Raw genomic sequence first — 18420 nt, 5'->3', positions numbered from 1 at the left:
CCTGTAAACTGCTTAAAACAACCGTTGTTCAATTTTTATGGTATCGCCCGCTGCAATTTGGCTATTTAAACTACCTTTTTGTTGCTGCTGTTTAGTTTGCTCTTTAAATATGTATATTTTATCAATAGAGGCGCGCTCAGTTAAACCACCGGCAAGCGCAATCGCTTGATTAACTGTCATTGCGGGTTGATAAGGATAAGCGCCTGGCTCTTTAACTTCACCATGAATATAAAAAGGTCGGTATTCAATTACCTGCACATATATATTTGGATTTACTAAATAATCAGGTTTTAAACCTTGTGTTATAACTTGTTCAACTTCAGAAGTGTTAAGACCAGCTAATTTAACTTTACCTAAAAAAGGATAATTAACTTCCCCACTATTACCTAAAAGTGCAGTAACCTCTAAATCGGGTTGGCCAAATACTTTTATTTCTACCTTATCACCAGCACCAATTACATAACTTTGCGCTGTTTGCGCAAAGCTAACACTACTAAATATTAGTAGTGTTAAACTAAAAATAAACTTCATTAGTTAGCCTTTAAAGCAAACGTAAAATTAACACCTACAACTACTCGATCGAACTCAATTGCATTTTGTGTAGAATTTTTATCAATAAAATCGACATAAGTAGAAACCATACCAAATCTACTCGCAATATAATTTAAACCTAAGCGTGCACTTTTAGTTTTATCTTTTCGGCCAATATCACCTGTGTATTGCTCGTCAATATAAGTAACTCCTACAAGCGAACTTAAATAATCGCTCCAGCTATGTGTCCAATTAATACCGTAAAAACTTTCTTTAATATAATCGCCTTGTACTAGCGGATCTTTAGCTGAGCGACTTGTTGTTAATTGCACTGTAGAATAACTAAGTGGCTGCCAGTTAACCCCAGCTTCCCAACTTAAACCGCTAAAACTCTCACGTTCATTGGCACTAAAATCTTTATTTTGATAACCCAATTTAAATGAGCCTGAGGTAAGCGCGGTTGCTTCCCACTCCATACCAAGCAGCACCTTTACGTCGTCTGAGTCACGTGATATGCCGCTACTTGCTAAAAAATCGTAACGGTAATTTTCTTGCTTAACTTCTAAAAATGTACGTGTGGCAGCTTGAGTATTGTAATAACCGGTAATACCAACTAACGATTTATCATAATCACGAAACTGTGACACGGCTCTAAAATTTTGATATTTTTTACTATAAAAACCCGCGTTTAAAGCAACTTGTGCTTTTGAGCTTTGCGCACCATATTCATAGCGTGCTGTAATATTTTGCTGCTGGTATTTTACAAGCTCATTTACTGCATCCCCAAGGCCCTCAGTTAAACCACTGCCACGCGGCTCATAAAGCCAGTCGGCTTTACCATTAACATCTAGGCGATGCTGGCTGGTAAACTCTTTATGTACACCAACACCAATATTTACTTGGGTAAAATTATCAACGCTCTCCTTATTATGCAAAGAGCTACTTGTGCCTAAATCAAGGTTGTAACTATCGGGGCCGTCTTCAATAGCTGCCTTTATATTAGGGGTAATGGTCCAAATTGTACGTGACTCTTCATTTTCTGGCGTACTAAAAAAGTTATTATTACTGCTTATACCCGTTTGTAACGTTGGCGTAATTTCGGCGCCATCTTTAGTTATAAAACTACCTGGTTTTAAATTAGCAGCCGCAGGTGCTGCGACCCCTACACTTAACAAAGCAAATATAGGTGCAAGTGTTTTAGTATGCATTCGCATTCTTAAATCCTTTAAAAATTGTCATAAAAATAATTTTTATATCAAACCATAACGACCAGTGCTTAATATAATGTAAGTCAAATTCAACACGTTTTTCCATTTTGTTCAGCGTATCAGTTTCGCCGCGCCATCCGTTAATTTGAGCCCAGCCTGTTATACCTGGCTTTGCTTTATGCCTAAACATATAAAACTCTACTTTTTTACGGTATTCCTCATTATGGGCAACCGCATGAGGCCTTGGCCCAACTATCGACATATCGCCTTTTAAAACATTTATAAATTGCGGTAACTCGTCAAGGCTTGTGCGGCGTAAAAAGCCACCTAAAGGTGTAATACGCACATCATTTTTTGTGGCTTGCGTTACCACTGCACTGTTTTCTGTAACACTCATTGAACGAAACTTCCATACTTTAATTTTACGTCCATCAAGCCCGTACCGGTCTTGCTTAAAAATCACAGGGCCTTTTGAGGTGAATTTAACAGCAAACGCAATTGCAACAAGTACTGGAGAAATCAGCATTAAAATAATAGAGGCAACAATTATATCTTCAGTACGCTTTATAAATTCACGAGCACCTATAAACGGTGATTCAAACACACTTAATGTGTCAACATCCCCCACATGCTCAATACGAGCATGTATTAAGTTAGATATTAAAAAGTCAGGAATTATATGCACATCAACCGTTGTATCACCTAACTGTAATAAAATATCGGCAATGCGTTTATCAGCCTTCATTGGCAATGCAATATACAACACACCTATTTCACCATTACGCGCTGCATTAACAGCATCTTGAATACGTCCTGCAACATCATGTTTTGTTGAGTTTTCAAAAAGTCGCTCTGGTTGCCTGTCATCATAAAAACCTAAAAACTTAAAGCCAAGTTCGTCATTTTTAGTAATCTCGTTATATAAATGTACTGCTGACTCGGTAGCCCCAACAATGGCAACATTGCGTAAATTTAACCCTAGTTTACGTCTACTTCTTTTAAATAAGTATGCAGCAAGGCGCCAAGCATATAAAAAAGTTACGCTTAACAAAAACCACAAACCCAGACCAATACGCGAAAGCGACTCAGTAAACTTAAATGCAAACGATATAACTAATAAAACAGAAAATGCAGCAAATAAGGAGCCCCAAGCACAAAGCACCATAGTTCTAAATTTACCAGCACGCCAAGAGCGATAAGCGGAGAATATTTCAGCACAGTATAAAAAGCTTAAAGCAACGGTTAAAACCGAAACCATATAAATAGGAGTGAGCTCAAAGCTATAGAACAAAGCCGAGCACTGAAAGGCTAAAAACAATGCAAAAATATCGAATAATCGATAAAAATTTGCATCAGACGAGCCATTAGGCTTAAACGTCCTTGAAGATGTCATACTATGTATCCCTATAGATATCTTAAAAGTGAAATAAGCTCCACAAAACTGTGCGGCAAATGTTACAGTATCATACTAAAGTATTCAACATTAAGGATGACTTTATATATAGTAATATTATGTAAAATGTCTTTAAGTAGCGAGGAACTTACACAAAACAAAACAAATATAAACTTACATAAACATTTATAAACCACCTCCAAACAGAAGCATCTTATTTTTATTTAAACAAATCTTTAAACCAAGCCCATACCCCAAAAGAGTAATTACTAAATATATCAATACCTAAAGCCGACTTAACTAAATAAATAATAAGCAGCAAAATTGTAATAACAAAAAAACTAAACATAGATATAGTGATTGCCTGCGATATAGCTGCTATTTTTTGCTCTTTTTTACTAAGTTCTCTTCTGTTACGACCAGCCAGTAAAACAAAATAGTATCTGTATTTAAAAAACTTAATTACACCTCTGCAATCCACAGCATGCTTACCCCACTGCCTTGCACCTATAGCCACTTTTAAATGAGCTAGCTGCTCTTCAGTAAAGCTATCTTGCACATTACTAGGCATACGATTTAGTAAACTGCGTATAGCTGGATCTGCTTTTAATTTCGACAAACGTAAATCCTACTTATTTTTGAAATACAAAATGTTAATAATATAAACAATAAAAAAAGCCAATTAAAACTTAATTGGCTTTTTAAATAAAAAGTAAATATTTACTTAATTGTACTTGAGCGATATGTATTATTATTTAACCAACTAGGTTTTTCGACTTTAGGAATTTGACCATCTTGAGATATATTAGTTTGATGGTAAGAATGCTGATTCCATATTCTAGTCGCATTTTTCCATGGTTTACTACTATCAGCAGCGCCATATACAGTTACACCGTTGTTAATTGACCAGCGAGAATTAAAGTTATTAGAAACAACAACCATTTCAGCGTTATTATCACCTTCTAAATCGACCACAACTGGATACTCCCATAACGAGCCTGTTGAATTATTTATAGATGATAAAACGTCACCATTTCGGCCATTTAAAACTCTAACAGTCAGGTGTTCTTGAACTATTACTTCATCAATACCATCGCCATTAAAGTCATAAGCACTAACACCTATTTTGCCACTTCCTTCATCATCATTAGCAACCGACCAAACTAGCTCACCCTCTGCATTATACATGTCAATAGTTTTATAACCTGCAAATACAATACCTAAACCGCCACTATCTAAAAAGTTAGATATAGCTTGAACACCACCACCGCTGTTTGCAGAGTTACTTATTTCCCACTTAACGTTACCGTTATCTTCAAGAGCAACTACTTTGCTTTTGTTTGAAAGCGCAGCTGTTGCAGGTATAGACAAAATAATCTCTGGTTTTTCATCGTTATCAATATCTGCCACTGCAGAAAACCATACTTGATCTTCATCTAAGTAAGACCATAAAGTAGCATTGTTATTATCATAAAGTAATCCACTAGTTAATACTTCTTGAGCACCATCGCTGTTGAAATCAAAAAAGATAGACGAAGGTGACCAATTAGAAGTAAACGAAGAACCAGTATCATAATTATAAACAGCATCTCCAAGTGAAAACTCTGGAAAACCATCATTATTAATATCAGCAATAGCAGCTGCACCTATAGTATCCCAATTACTGCTAGCTTTTTCGATCTTCTTTTTTATCAACCCATTGTTATCAACAACAGATATAAAATCATCGAACCTACTTGAAACTACTATTTCAAGCAGACCATCACCGTCTAAATCAGCAACAGCAGGTGAATACCTTGCGTCAGCAGCAACTCCTCCATTATCGTAAGCCCACAACTCTTTACCATCTAAGCCACTGAGAGCTCTTAAAGTACCATTTGAAAGATCGTAACCAGAAAAAGAAACTATAATAATGTCAGCAATATCATTGCTGTCGATTATATTATCATTATTGTCATCATTTAATTGCGCCACTACAGGAGTAGAAATCACTTGGATAGACTCAGATAAGAACTCACTAGAACTCCATTGCCATTTAGACTCCATTGCAAACGGTGCTATTGGTTTAGCAACAGGTGGTAGAACACCTTTAAACTCGCCCCCTAACAACGCCATTGAACCACGAAAACTCTGGCCTATCACAGGCATTTCAGCAATACCAAAAGAGGCTTTAATATCAGCATAAGGAGCTAAAATAACGCCTTCCCAGCGGCTACCTTTAATATTAAGATTTTGAGCATCAACAAAATTGAATACAGTTGTAGAAGCATGCTTTTTTAACCTTGCAAAGCTTTTACTTCTTACATTTACATTTACATTTTGATCGCCTGTTATATTAAAAATAACAGTAGCGCCTTTAGGTATACCACGAACCTTAAATGTATGGGCTTTTGCAAATAGCTCAGCATCTACATTAAATACTTGAGTTTCAGATGTACTATCACCTTTTAGGTAAAGCCCACCCCACTTCCACTTAGCTATACCTGTTTCGTCAAGCTGATTGAGTTTTGAGCTTAAATTTTTATAGTATTCTTCTTGCTCATCAAAGCTAAACGGGAATGCAGACTCATCTTGGTGGCTTTTAATGCTCGAGCCTTGCTCCATGCCCCAGCGCACACTCCAATGGGTGTCAATACCACCACCGGCAAACATGCTACCAACAAACTGTCGACCACGCTCAAATTCAATGCCTGTTTCGCTGATTAAGTAATATTCATTAGGGCTCGATGGGCGATTATAGCCAACACTGTACACACCTTTTAAATTAATATCGCCAGCAGCAATAGCGCCATCAGCACGGCCTACATGAGACTTAAACTCGTCAAATACAAATGCAGAAAAGTTATTTGCAACACCTAAGTCTGCTGCTAATGTTTGCGAGCTAGCTAAAGTAAGTGCAATAATTGCGCTTAATTTCTTATATTTATTTAATGATTTAATCATTTCTTCCCTCGAAAATAAAAAGTGCATTATCATGCATCAAATTTAAAGTAACCTTTATTAATGATTACTGTTCCTAAAACTAATTCAGGGGATTATATATACAAACAAGATTAAAACAAACAAAATACTACAAAAGGATTACTTTCCCACTCAAGCAACAGGATTAAACGACAAGAAAAGCAATAGTCAATGAGCAATGAGGGGAAAGAGCACAAAATAAAGCACTAAAGAATTAGCTAATGTTTAATTCAAGTTACTTAAATAAGCGGAAAAACACTCTCACAGCCCCTTATAAACTAAATCAAATTACTTTATGAAATATCAAGAAGAAATTTAAATAGCAATAAAGGGTTATAGGCACTTAATTACAGTTACCTCTTTATTTTTGATGCTGATGTCTATACCTGCCACATTAACTGACTAAATTACCACCTCTAGAGCAAGTAAATAACTCAAATAAGGTAACAAATAAGGTAACAAATAAGGTAACAAATAAGGTAACAAATAAGGTAACAAATAAGGTAACAAATAAGGTAACAAATAATATATGCGCGAAGGAAGATTGAAAATACTAAATGCAATAAAGATGAAAATTCAAGGTAGAGCCAAGATAAAAAATAATTCCTAGCCCTTTTACAGTATAACTTTAGTTTAGATGCAACACTCAACATACCTCAGAGATAAAATTTAAGTGTATATGTTTAAATATAACTCTATTGTTCTATGTTTTTTATAAATAAAATCCTATTTAAGATTAATTTATCGTATTACTATTATTAGCGACTAATTGCAAAATGCTTTTGGTATTTAGTATTTTTACTGTAATTAATCAGCTCAGAATAAAATGCAGTATTTTGACCAAAAGCCTGCGTGCAAGTCTGTTGAGCTAAAATATCGTAATCGGCATTTACCTCTAATATTAGAGGGCCATTTTCAGACAAAGCAATATCCCAACCCAATGATTTAAGGTTTGGAAACTGTAAAGCTGCTTTTTTAACAATATTAATAATTTCATCCCAATATGGAACCGTTAGACCAGAAAAAGCAACGCCTGTATTTGGGGGCTCTGAATATAGATTCTTGCAATAGTCGATACCTAGTGAACTTAATTTTCCAGTTTCAATATTAATATTAACGCCTATCCCCCCAGATTTCCCAGACCAATTATCGACCTTACGGCCATTCCTGCCAATGCGCAAATAGGCTGAATTGATAATCGCTTCACCTGTTTTTGAAAGTAATGAATCCACTCTTATTGTATTTACTGACTCAGGATGAAGGCGTTGATTAAATGAATGCTGTTGTATCTTTTCTTCAATTAAATAACTGCAAGCCGATTCAGAGAATATTTTTTCTAATAACTCTGCTGAGGTATAAGTAACGCCCGAAATTTCAAATTTTTTTAAAGCATTGGTATTAATATTAATTACATTAACACCAGCGCCTTGAGATGAGTCAATTACAGGTTTAATAACAATCGCGCGCGCAACAATGGAGTCCAAAACATTCTCAGCATTTAGGTCTATTGACTCATTTCTATATGTGTTATGGGAAATTACATTTATTAACTTGGCCGTTCGTATATTAGAATCAGCCATCAACTTATGAAATAAAAACTTATCATCGGCAAATACTGTATACCTGCAATCATTCAAGTGTTCTCGTCTAAAGTCAGCAAAAAGTAACCCGGTTGAATATAACTTAACTTCGTCTAAGCTTTTGCCTTTTTTGTATCCATCATATTTAAAATAATTATGAGGCCAATATTGTATCGCCCACGCTAACAAGTACAGCTCTTTAACTTGTTGTAATAATGGCTTTCTTTCCTTATCGCGAAGCATTTTCACTACAAATTCGTTATAGAGGTAGGCCACCCTACTTTTATTAATGACATTTAACATATTAACTTCCTTTTTTAACTTTAAATTTATCTCTTAATAAAAGTATTAAAAACCTTGAGTTTGTTTCTAAATAGCGCTTCCACATCCTACCAGGCTCTTGGATTACTCTATAAAGCCATTCAAGCCCTGCTTTTTGCATCCACTGTGGTGCACGTTTTACTTTACCGGCAACCACATCAAATGTACCGCCTACCCCCATAACAAAATCGACACCAAGTTTGTTTTGCCATTTATTAATAAAATTTTCTTTTTTAGGCGAGGTAATTGCAACAAATAATAACTTTGCACCTGATTCACGTATTTTATTAACAACAGCTTCCTCATTATCCCCCTCTTTATTTCCAAAGAAATAACCATCATGGAATCCAGCGATGTTTAAATTAGGGTTTTGTGCTTTTACTTTTTCTACTGTTTTGCTTACAACCTCTTCGGTAGCGCCGAGTAAAAAAACAGGGAAGTCTCGCTTTGCACTCATGGCTAACAGCTCATGGAATAAATCAACACCAGCAACACGCTCTGGTACATTGTGCCCTAAAAAACGTGCGCCAAATACAACACCCATACCATCAATATTTATTAAATCGCACGCTTTAACTGAATCAGCTAAAACAAGATCTTTTTGCATATTAACTATTTTGGCTACATTAACCACAACATGCTGCAAAAATTGCTTTTGCTCAATTCTATTTTCAATAAAAGAAACTGTTTCTTCCATTGTTGCTATATCCATAGGCGTTTTTAGAAATTCAATTCGTTTCATTTTTATATCCGTTTTAAAAGTGGTTCAGCTTCTACTTTGTTAACTAATTTTTTGACTATGTTTTTGACTATGAAAGTAAGCAAATGAATAATAAACCCACGCTTGGGTCCAACGTACGTAGTTTATTTTATTAGTAAAAAGCTTATTTTTTTGATAAATAAAGCGCTGCTCTTTTGATAAATACAGTGTTTCAATAGATCGATTTATTATTTTTTCAGCCATAGCAAAGTCATCGACTGTTTTACCTACTTTTAATAACGTAAAAATAGCTTGCGACACACTATGCATGTCTAATGGATAACGGTTGTTATTATAATATTTAGCGGTACCGTCTTTTTCGAATAGGTGCTCTTTATAATATTGCAATCCTAGCTTAATAGGCTCTTCAAATTCATCTGTATTTAGAGCATCACTTAATAAGCGTAATGCTTCTAAATTGTAGCCGGTGTGAAAACCGTCTATAAATTGATGATGATGGCGAGCGCCATAAACCCAAGAGCCATCAGCTCCCTGATCTTTTGCTGACTGACGAGCAGCATTTAAAGCAAGCTGCTTATAATGTTCATTGCTTGTAAGTGTAGCCACTTTTGCTACCCACGCAGCACCCCATAGACTTGCGTTATGTACAAATGTATTTTCACCTGGTATGTAGCCAAAAAACTGTTTATCATCACTTTCTTTGTATAAAATTTTAACAATAAAATGAGCACTATCAAGCGCTGGTTCTCTATATTTATTTCCGCCGGTCACTTCACTTAATGCGTATAAAGCTTGTGCCACATAAATAGTAGTAATAACGTTGGGCTTACCCTTTGGCACAAAAAAAGCGCGTGCATTCCAGTCAAAATGATATCCCCAACAACTATGCTGCCATATAGATTTATCGCTTTGTTGGGTGAGCAACCAATCAGCTAATTTTATAGCTTCGTCTAAGTACACTTGATCATAGGTGGCTTTATAGTCTTCCAGTAAACCTAAAATAAATAAGCCAATTCCTTTAGGATTACGTTTTTTTTGTACCCCACATAATGGTCTTAAATTTACTGCAGAGCGTTTGTGTAACTGAATCCAAGCTAGGCCTACAAGCCCCTTTTTAAAATAAGGGAATAACTCAAATAGCTTACTATTGAGCCCATCAAATGGATCTTGCCCTGCATAGTCATTGCTTTTAGCGATAAGAAACATTTTTTTTGTTATTAAATCGACCCGACTGCTCATTTCTCGGCCTTCAAAATTAATTGCTGATAGTAATTCGATAAACTTTGTGCAACCACATCATCTTTAAAACACTCTAAAAACTTAATCTTAGCTGCTTCGCCAAATTTAGTCCGCTTATCTGAGTTCTGCGCCAGATCACTCAACGCATCAGAAATCTGTTCGATGTTGCCAGGCTTCACCAATAAGCCATGAACATTATGTGTAATTGCATCTTCTACTGCACCAACAGGAGTTGTTATAACAGGTAAGCCTACCGACATAGCTTCAAGAATGCTCATTGGTAAGCCTTCAGCATAACTCGGGAGTACTACAACATCAGTCTGGGCTAACAAGGCAATTTTTTGCTCTTTATCAAGCCAACCTAAAAATGTCACTTTGTCAGTGACATTCAATTCTTCACTGAGTCTTTTTAAGGAATCCATATCGCCATTTCCTGCTATCATAAGCCGCGCATTTCTATATTTAACTGTTGAAAATGCAACTATCAAGTCTTTGATTCCTTTACGATCAGAAAGCTCTCCCATAAATATGAAGTTACATGTTTCATGACCATTTTTCTTAATTTTAAGCTCAGGTACAGGGTTATATAGTACGTCCCACTTTTTCTCCATTACCTGATCTAATGTTTGCTTCCAATAACTACCTAAACATAATCGAAGGTCATAAAGACCAAAAATATAGTCTATATATTTACGTTTTATCCCCTTACTTTTTTTATAATATAAATCAAGTACTGCCGCATGATTTTGGTAAATCATGGGAATCCCGAATACTTTAAGCCACAATGCATAGTAGCTTTTCCGAATAACGCTACCTCCATGAATATGTGCAACCTGAAAATCATTTAATAAAATTATAAACGGAAATTTTAAACATGAAAAAAGTGAGCTTATTAATTGAACCAATTTACTACCCGATTCTCGAGTAGAAAAGTATTTTATATTGAATTTTTCATTTAAATAGTCACTTTCCTTGAATGTACTAACAACGCTAGAAATACCTCCAACGCCCTTGTTCGAAACACTTATAACTAAAATTTTATTCTTCAATTTTATATTCCTTTATAGTTTTACCTTATAATTTTCTTTAAACTTAGCTTCGAGGCCTCCTAGTGCAGACTGTAAACCATTAATACCAAACAATGTATTTATCTCGATAACTATAATTCCAGTAGATGTTAAAGCAATATCCCAGCCAGTTAAATTCAAAATTATATTTTCATTAGCAAGTTCTAATATTTCATTCTGAATATTTAACCAATTAGGAATTTTTAAATTTTTAAATTTAAAACCGGAGTCTGGATGTTCATAAAAACGCTCTAAACCATATTCTTGTGTCGCATAATCTCTAAAAGCGTGACCGGTTAATAAATCAATACCTATAACAAGGCCTCCTGCAGATGTATTGTCTATTTCGCTCCCCTTCGACCCCATCCTAAGCGTTGTAGCTATTATCTCTACTTGCCCTTGAGTATTTCTTTTTGTAATAACTCTAAGTGTATTTACACTGTGAGCATAGACGGCTTCGATATCCAAATGCTGTGAAATAGCTTCTTCTATAACAAAATCACCTTTCAACTTACTCACATAATCAAAGTTTAACTCTAAATCAGAGCCTTTAATTTTATAAACATCGTCTTGCTTTTTAGCAATTAAAATTCCGCTACCCCCGCGCCCATTTGCAGGTTTAATAAATAGCTTAGCACTATGGGAGGAGCTTAATAACTCTTCAAAACTATCGTTATTTAGTACAATACCTTTTGAATTAAAAATGTAGTGAGTCTTTTTCTTAGCTATGACATTTGCCGTTGGGAAGTTCATTCCATCAAACAACACATCCATTACTATTTTATCTTCTACAATATTAAGTAATGCTTTAGAGTCATCATACTGCGGAAATATAACCTTATAAAAATAATAACTAGGTATAAATTTTTTCATTTCATGTAGGGTAAGCGAGCAATTAGTTGAGTAAAAGTCATGATTAAAATATTGCAAAGGAAAACATCCCCAGTACTTTTTCAAAGATTTTATTTCGAACCTTATAACAGCTTTGTCTTTCTTTGTAGTAGATTGTTTATACCTTAGCATATTAGCTTTAAAATTTTGTTTAAACCATAAAGTATAAATACTTCGTAATTTTTCTAAAATCTTATGCTTTATTATTGAATCCCATCTCATATTAGTTCCTGTAATTTGAAAACTCAGTAAAGCTTTAAAAAGCAAGTAGTATTTATAAGATAATTTTTTAGGCTTTATAAACCACGTCTGAATATAATAGTAACTCTATTTTTCCTTATACAGAGACAGTAATCGAATTGTACTTATCAAATTCATACTAGGGCTGTTGATCTTTGTAGTACACATATCAATCAGTCCACATTGGTAGCCACATCATAGTGAGTGCTAAAGCGAGCATGGAATGATAGTTTCGTTCAAGCTTCTCATATCTTGTGGCTATCCTTCTATATTGTTTGATCCTACCAAAGGCATTCTCAACTAAATGCCTATATTTGTACATACACCAGTCAATATATTCATTACCCACTAAACTGTTATCCTTCCGTGGAATAACGGGTGTAGCGCTATTATCACGAATAAAATCTCTTAAATTTTCACTATCGTAGCCTTTATCTGCGACAACCACATTACTCGTTGAGCAATTGGCTACGAGTGAATCTGCATGGACGATATCATTCATATTTCCATAGGATAATTCATAATAAACAGGCAATCCTCCGCTATCTACTGCAGGATGAATTTTAGTAGAATTGCCCCCTACTCTTACCGATTGACTCATTATCAGCGGCTCTTGCACCGCAACTATGCTGATGAACCCTAACAATACTGCCATCAATAAAGATCCAATCCATATAAGCATAGTGGGATAACACACGAATTAATTCATTCAAAATATCTTTTTTGGACCATAAATTAAATCGTCTATAGATAGCACTCCACGAGCCTAAATAAGACGGTAAATCTCGCCGAGGAATACCGATACGCATCTTATACAATATGCCTTCGAGCGTTTCTCTATGCTCAGGCTTATTATAAATTCGACCACTTAAGTACATTACTTTTGATAAGATATTCCATGTCGCGTCTGTTAACATCAATCTTGGCATGAGGATTCGGTGTAACATTTTTTAGCGAATTCAATTATACCTTATCCTAATGCTGTTTGTTTTTCATACCGAAAAGATCAACACACTCTAGTAAGGCATATTAATTTAAGTCGAACTGCATAACAGCTTTGCCATAATTAAAACAGCCCTACTTTATTTTGTAAAATATTATAAATTAACTGTAGTTGAGGAAGGATAGCCTGCTGAGAAAAATGTTCTTCAAATTTTATCTTCCCAACTTCAACTAATTTTCTATTTAGTTCTCGATCCTGTATCAAATTAATTATCGCCTGCGCTAAGGCTTCAATATCACCCGCATTTACTAATAAACCATCTTTACCCGATTCAATAGCATCTGGTATACCTCCCGCATATGTCGAAACTACACAAACACCGGCAGACATAGCTTCAATAACCCCCATCGGGAAACCTTCGTTATAGCTTGGTAAGCAATATATATCAGCAGTTTTTAAAACAGATAATTTTTTATTTCCACTAACCCAACCCAAAAACTTAATTGAGTCTAAAACTTCAAGCTCAGAAGCTAACTCAGTAAATTTTTCAATATCGCCATCACCTGCTAACTCTAACTGAGCATTAGGGCATGAAATTTTCACTTTTTGAAATGCTCGGATCAAATCTCCAGTCCCTTTTCGCTCACCAATACGACCAAGAAAAACTACTTTCCCACACTGAGAATCACAACCATCATTTGAAATGGGAATTACAGAGTTATATAAAACTTGAAAATGCTGAGTAGATGGAAACGTTTCAGCTGCCCATTTTAACCATTGGCTCGATAATACAAGTACTTTATCTACCATCATAAATGTATTTCTGATATGTTGCTGTTTATCTTGTGAGCACTCGCTTGAATAAAAATCTCTAAATTCAGCACCATGTAAATGCAATATCACCTTTACACGAAAATACTTTAACAACCTTATTAGAAAAGACTTTCGACTATAGCTCCCTCTAGAAGCCATATGCATATGGGCGATTTCAACCTTAAAAAATAGTAGTAAAAAAATAATTTTTGTAATGGATAAAGCAAAAAACAGCTTCATCAAAAAATTGCTAACACCTGGTTTATTTACTGAAACTAATTTAATATTATTTTCATCTATAAAACCCATTTCACAATAGCTGTTAATAACAGTTGAAATACCACCTTGACCTTCACGTTTTGGCCCGATCATTAGATTAATTTTTTTCTTCACTTTTATCCCTAATATTACAAATAGCTTGTCGCATTTTGCCACTTTTTGTTCGCTGAATACTTTTAACTACTTCAATAGTTACATCTATGGTTTGTCCCAAGCGTTCTTTAGTATTTTCAATCAATATAATACGTTCATTTTCACCAAAAATCATTTCATCTACCATAACAAGGACATGGACAGTCCCAAGCGACTCCTGGTGAAATTGACATCCGAGCAATCCAACTACACCTTTGGGTATGTGATTTAAGATGTGAATTTTTTGGCCATCTTCGCCTATTAAAAAATCTCCTATTCTTCCTTCAATTTTTTCTATAATAGGGAATACTCTGCCACAAGGACATGACTCTTCATCAGATAAATAAACATGATCACCTGTTCTATATCTTATCAATGGAAAGTAATGGTTATTAAAATTAGTACCAACAATTTCGTGACGTCCTGATTCATCAACAGGTATTAATTCTACATGGGAATAATCGGTCAAAAGGTGATAACTTCCATTCTCACACTGTCCGATCGCAGCTACTCGTTCAAATAAACCATACCAATCGAATACTTTACATTGAAATCTAGTTTCGATTAATAGACGATCTTCATCAGACAAAGACTCAGAGGAAGTTAATATAGATTTTATTTTACCGGGATAATAGCTATCGACTAACTCTAAATATCTTGCTAAGGCAGTTATGGATGATGGATAAGCTTGTATAATATCAACACCAAAATCGAACATGGCATTTATATAACCAGGTATTGTATTTGCGGAAATGTGGAATGAGGATAACAAAATCATATCTTCAAAATAAGAATAACGCCAAAAAGGCGCTTTCTTTTGGGTAAAAGGTACAACCATGTCACCACGGATCCATGCTCTTTTATCTCCTTTTTTATAACCGGCCCATTCGCGCTGGCGATCAAAAAAAGCTTGTTCTCTATTCACTGCCATTAAATCTTGATATATAGTCAGAGGACTTCCTGTTGTTCCACTAGTGGCACCACTAATCACTACTTTAGGTTTGACATCAGAGATAAAAGCACTGGGGTTACTCCGAACAACGCTTTTATCTATAATAGGAAAGCTATTAATACATTTCTCTGATGATAGATGTTCTTTATAAAAATCAACATTATTTAGAGCATTATCAATGCAAGATTTAAGCATCGCACCGGAATAAGATTGTAATTTATCAGCTGATCGTTCATTTTCATGAATAATGCATAGAGTCTCTTCTGAAAAGGTATTTTTCTTTAATTTAACACGAATAAATCCACGTATTGTTAAAATACAATTTTGGATAAATATTGGTGTCATTTTATATATTTTGCTGTTTAACATTCCACTAAGTCCATTTTTTCAGTGTATTCTTTAAGCGTCATAAAACTATTAAATTGCGAAAGTACTTTAGATAAGGGGCTAAAGAAGTTCAAATCCTTAGGATGGGCAATGAGTACTAACGGGTAATTAGAGTCTTTGATACGTCTTTGTTTAATTTCGATTTTGAAACGAGAAAGTTCCATTGAACTAGATAAACACATATCAAAATTACTATTTTTAAGCTGTAAAATGTTTTTCGCACCCTTATCTTCTCTATTATGACAGTATGGTACACCTTTATAGTGGCGGTTTTTTATAGTAGAAAATACCCTAGCAATGCTGAATCTTTGTAGTTTATTTACACTGATTGTCAGTAATGGTAGCTCTAGCAATCTCTTCCTTGAGCCTTTATTACTAGGTACAACTATTGATTCATCGCAATACCAATAAGGCAGGTCACTAGGTGCCATTGTAAAATCATAATTTGAGAGGCTATTAGAAAAAAAACCAGGACAAACAGAGGAATCGCAATAGATATTATTCTCTAATAATGCATTTACACTTTCGTGTGAATTGCCAACATTGTAACCACCGGCACGGAATATTGTGCAAGAATAGCTTGGGTCAACGTACCTAACACGCTTTTCTAGCATTTTTTTACCTAAAGCTAAAAGTTCATATTTCCCTGGAGAATCAGCCCTTGAACGTTCAGGTAGGTCAGAAAAGCTCCACCATTGATGATTTAATTTCCACTCACCATTAAAGTACTCTGCATTGTACCATTGCGGATGTAAGTGGAGCTGAATATCATGACCATACTTTATTAGTTCAGAAATTTGCTTTTCAATTGCAACTGCACCTAGATATTCCTTACTATATTCTGGAAATAATTCTTTTAATCCTATAATTTTTTCAACTTCTAGTATTTCAATAAAAAAAGTAGCCTTAGTCCCCTGCTTATCGAATGCCTCCAGCATTTTATAAGTAGGATTAACTAGATGCTTAAATACACATCCCTTGCCACTTCCAAATAACTCGTAGTCAATTGTTACAATATTAGTCATTAATTTCCCTTGAAAGCTCAAATCTTTTACCAAGTATCATTAAAGTTTTAACCTCTGATACCTGTTTAAACCCCGTTTTAGTAAAAGAGGCTATTGATGATGAATTCTGTGCATTTATAGAAGTAACAATTTTAGAAACTCCCTTTGTTTTACATTTAACAATTGCAAAAAATATCATTGCTTTATTTATGCCTTTGCCTCTGTATTTTTTATCAACAAAAACAGGACCAATCCAAGCAGAGTTATTAGCACTAAGTAAAACTTCTCCAAAACCAGCTATTTCCTTTCTACCAAAAGTTAAAAAAGTAAAGCCTGCAATTTCATCGTTCATTTTTGCGATGAAACACTCACTTTCATTTACTAAAGCATTTGTAATATCAGTCTTTGATAAATGTAAGATGTCAATTGGTTTGTCTATTTCGTTTATATCCACGGTTTCAAATTTTTCAATTTCAAATTCTCTGATATTTAATTCAAAACCTAATGTACTTGTTTTTCTATAAAAAAAGCCTGTTACCTTTTTCAAAAATAATATAACAACATTATAAAAACCATCACTCTTACATCGTTTCAAAGCTCTAATAATCATTTTTTTACCTGCATAAAAAATGGTTTTAAATCTTTCAAATCGAATATGTCGGTACTATTTGATCTAAAAATTGACAAGTTATCCTTAAAATACTTTTTAAATGATTTACTTTTAGTGAATAAGATCATACATGATTGAATGTCTCTTAAGAGCGATGACCATTTTATAATTGTATTTAAACGCTCACCTTCCTCTGCTTGCCCGTATAGTAACTTTACTGGGTTAGTATATTTGCTACCTAAAGCACTCATTAAGCCGCATGGCCTTGAATTTGCTTCAATCAAAAAGTATGTTCCTGTTTGATCACATTCTTTAAACTCTATTTCGATTAAACCGACATAATTGAATTTTTTTAGAAGCTCAATTATTGGGTTAAATATATTGTCGGTAAATTTAGAACCTGGTTCAAATTCTTCCGCATAGGAACCAAAACCATTTTTTGATATTCTACATTTTCTAGTTAGAAGATATGCAACCTGATCTTTTGAGGTGGAAAGCTGTAATGAAATATTAGAGTCTTCTTCACCACTAATATAGTCTTGAAAAATCAAATAACTAAGAGTTTCTTTACTTACACTTCTATAAAATTTTTCAAAATCACTGAATCTATCAAAAATTTTTGTTTTAAAATTTGCATCACTAGTGATATGAAGGATGTCCTGATTCCACTTAACTAATATTGCATTTGGTAACTTCCCACTGTCATATAGAGAAGTAGGCTCATAACTCTTTGGATATTTGATGCTTATTTCTTCAAAAAAATTGTACGTTGTATCTTTTTTTGAAAATACCGTTATTAAATCAAGTGGCTTAGGATAAATATCATATAATGGAACTAACTCTTGCCCATTATCAACAATAGCTTGTAACTCTTTACCACCGCAGATGTGAATTTCGCTAAACTCACAACTAATCGACTTGAGCTTTTTTACTAGCTCAAGGGGCTCTTTTATACATAGCTTTTTACCGAACTTCGAATGAAAAGCAATTTTCTCATCCAAAGAAATTAACATTACGTTTTTACCTTCTCTTACTAACAGCCTGAGAACATAAAGAGCTTGAGGCCCCGACCCTAAAATTATTGCACCCACAACTAACCTCGACTTATTCTTAAATGATGATAAATAACTTTATAAAAACTAATTCTA

General features: G+C 34.4%; 16 protein-coding genes. All 16 read right to left on the bottom strand.

The genetic code is table 11. From position 1 onward, the window contains the following. Positions 1–12 precede the first annotated feature (12 nt). The gene (locus tag L659_RS0109620; RefSeq protein WP_010554202.1) at positions 13–531 is read right to left on the bottom strand and encodes a polysaccharide biosynthesis/export family protein; all 519 of its coding nucleotides are present in this window, start codon (positions 529–531) and stop codon (positions 13–15) included. Next, positions 531–1745: an outer membrane beta-barrel protein gene (locus tag L659_RS0109615; RefSeq protein WP_024590396.1), complete on the bottom strand. Its 1215-nt coding sequence runs from the start codon at positions 1743–1745 to the stop codon at positions 531–533. Before L659_RS0109615 ends, L659_RS0109620 begins: the two co-directional genes overlap by 1 nt. Further along, complete coding sequence (locus L659_RS0109610) at positions 1729–3132, bottom strand: undecaprenyl-phosphate glucose phosphotransferase (RefSeq protein WP_024590395.1); 1404 nt, start codon at positions 3130–3132, stop codon at positions 1729–1731. Before L659_RS0109610 ends, L659_RS0109615 begins: the two co-directional genes overlap by 17 nt. A 220-nt stretch (positions 3133–3352) precedes the next feature. Then, on the bottom strand, positions 3353–3751 hold the full coding sequence (locus L659_RS0109605; RefSeq protein WP_024590394.1) for a hypothetical protein: 399 nt from the start codon (positions 3749–3751) through the stop codon (positions 3353–3355). A 101-nt stretch (positions 3752–3852) separates the two neighbouring features. Further along, positions 3853–6075, bottom strand: a complete 2223-nt coding sequence (locus tag L659_RS0109600) for a choice-of-anchor A family protein (RefSeq protein ID WP_024590393.1) — start codon at positions 6073–6075, stop codon at positions 3853–3855. 776 nt (positions 6076–6851) lie between these two features. Beyond that, positions 6852–7976 (bottom strand): sugar-transfer associated ATP-grasp domain-containing protein, encoded by a 1125-nt coding sequence (locus L659_RS0109595; protein WP_024590392.1) that lies wholly within the window; start codon positions 7974–7976, stop codon positions 6852–6854. A 1-nt stretch (position 7977) separates the two neighbouring features. Beyond that, complete coding sequence (locus L659_RS0109590) at positions 7978–8736, bottom strand: WecB/TagA/CpsF family glycosyltransferase (RefSeq protein ID WP_024590391.1); 759 nt, start codon at positions 8734–8736, stop codon at positions 7978–7980. 39 nt (positions 8737–8775) lie between these two features. Then, complete coding sequence (locus L659_RS0109585) at positions 8776–9954, bottom strand: hypothetical protein (protein WP_024590390.1); 1179 nt, start codon at positions 9952–9954, stop codon at positions 8776–8778. Then, positions 9951–11003, bottom strand: coding sequence for a glycosyltransferase family 4 protein (locus L659_RS0109580; RefSeq protein WP_024590389.1), 1053 nt, complete (start codon positions 11001–11003; stop codon positions 9951–9953). Before L659_RS0109580 ends, L659_RS0109585 begins: the two co-directional genes overlap by 4 nt. Before the next feature lie 12 nt (positions 11004–11015). Continuing rightward, positions 11016–12134, bottom strand: a complete 1119-nt coding sequence (locus L659_RS0109575) for a sugar-transfer associated ATP-grasp domain-containing protein (protein WP_024590388.1) — start codon at positions 12132–12134, stop codon at positions 11016–11018. Between the two features lie 187 nt (positions 12135–12321). After that, a protein-coding gene (locus tag L659_RS01000000122975; RefSeq protein ID WP_155945819.1) for an IS5 family transposase occupies positions 12322–13081 on the bottom strand; the annotation gives its coding sequence in 2 pieces (ribosomal slippage) (positions 12322–12733 and positions 12732–13081; 762 coding nt in all). Positions 13082–13218: 137 nt separating this feature from the next. Further along, the gene (locus tag L659_RS0109565; protein ID WP_024590387.1) at positions 13219–14301 is read right to left on the bottom strand and encodes a glycosyltransferase family 4 protein; all 1083 of its coding nucleotides are present in this window, start codon (positions 14299–14301) and stop codon (positions 13219–13221) included. Next, positions 14285–15640 carry a phenylacetate--CoA ligase family protein gene (locus L659_RS0109560; protein ID WP_024590386.1) on the bottom strand — a complete coding sequence of 452 codons (1356 nt, stop codon included), beginning with the start codon at positions 15638–15640 and terminating at the stop codon, positions 14285–14287. The genes L659_RS0109565 and L659_RS0109560 overlap by 17 nt, the downstream gene beginning before the upstream one ends. Then, positions 15634–16683: a hypothetical protein gene (locus tag L659_RS0109555; RefSeq protein WP_024590385.1), complete on the bottom strand. Its 1050-nt coding sequence runs from the start codon at positions 16681–16683 to the stop codon at positions 15634–15636. Before L659_RS0109555 ends, L659_RS0109560 begins: the two co-directional genes overlap by 7 nt. After that, positions 16676–17272 carry a GNAT family N-acetyltransferase gene (locus L659_RS0109550; protein ID WP_024590384.1) on the bottom strand — a complete coding sequence of 199 codons (597 nt, stop codon included), beginning with the start codon at positions 17270–17272 and terminating at the stop codon, positions 16676–16678. Before L659_RS0109550 ends, L659_RS0109555 begins: the two co-directional genes overlap by 8 nt. Beyond that, positions 17269–18363, bottom strand: a complete 1095-nt coding sequence (locus L659_RS0109545; protein WP_024590383.1) for a hypothetical protein — start codon at positions 18361–18363, stop codon at positions 17269–17271. The genes L659_RS0109550 and L659_RS0109545 overlap by 4 nt, the downstream gene beginning before the upstream one ends. Between the last annotated feature and the right edge of the window lie 57 nt (positions 18364–18420).

This window comes from Pseudoalteromonas sp. S8-8 (genome assembly GCF_000497875.1).
GTDB lineage: Bacteria > Pseudomonadota > Gammaproteobacteria > Enterobacterales > Alteromonadaceae > Pseudoalteromonas > Pseudoalteromonas arctica.
This window is presented reverse-complemented; position numbering and strand designations above follow the sequence as displayed.

Bases quoted from the DNA above. Each gene is read 5' to 3' on its own strand.
- L659_RS0109620 (WP_010554202.1), bottom strand. From the start codon at position 531: ATGAAGTTTATTTTTAGTTTAACACTACTAATATTTAGTAGTGTTAGC.
- L659_RS0109615 (WP_024590396.1), bottom strand. From the start codon at position 1,745: ATGCGAATGCATACTAAAACACTTGCACCTATATTTGCTTTGTTAAGT.
- L659_RS0109610 (WP_024590395.1), bottom strand. From the start codon at position 3,132: ATGACATCTTCAAGGACGTTTAAGCCTAATGGCTCGTCTGATGCAAAT.
- L659_RS0109600 (WP_024590393.1), bottom strand. From the start codon at position 6,075: ATGATTAAATCATTAAATAAATATAAGAAATTAAGCGCAATTATTGCA.
- L659_RS0109595 (WP_024590392.1), bottom strand. From the start codon at position 7,976: ATGTTAAATGTCATTAATAAAAGTAGGGTGGCCTACCTCTATAACGAA.
- L659_RS0109590 (WP_024590391.1), bottom strand. From the start codon at position 8,736: ATGAAACGAATTGAATTTCTAAAAACGCCTATGGATATAGCAACAATG.
- L659_RS0109585 (WP_024590390.1), bottom strand. From the start codon at position 9,954: ATGAGCAGTCGGGTCGATTTAATAACAAAAAAAATGTTTCTTATCGCT.
- L659_RS0109575 (WP_024590388.1), bottom strand. From the start codon at position 12,134: ATGAGATGGGATTCAATAATAAAGCATAAGATTTTAGAAAAATTACGA.
- L659_RS0109560 (WP_024590386.1), bottom strand. From the start codon at position 15,640: ATGTTAAACAGCAAAATATATAAAATGACACCAATATTTATCCAAAAT.
- L659_RS0109555 (WP_024590385.1), bottom strand. From the start codon at position 16,683: ATGACTAATATTGTAACAATTGACTACGAGTTATTTGGAAGTGGCAAG.
- L659_RS0109550 (WP_024590384.1), bottom strand. From the start codon at position 17,272: ATGATTATTAGAGCTTTGAAACGATGTAAGAGTGATGGTTTTTATAAT.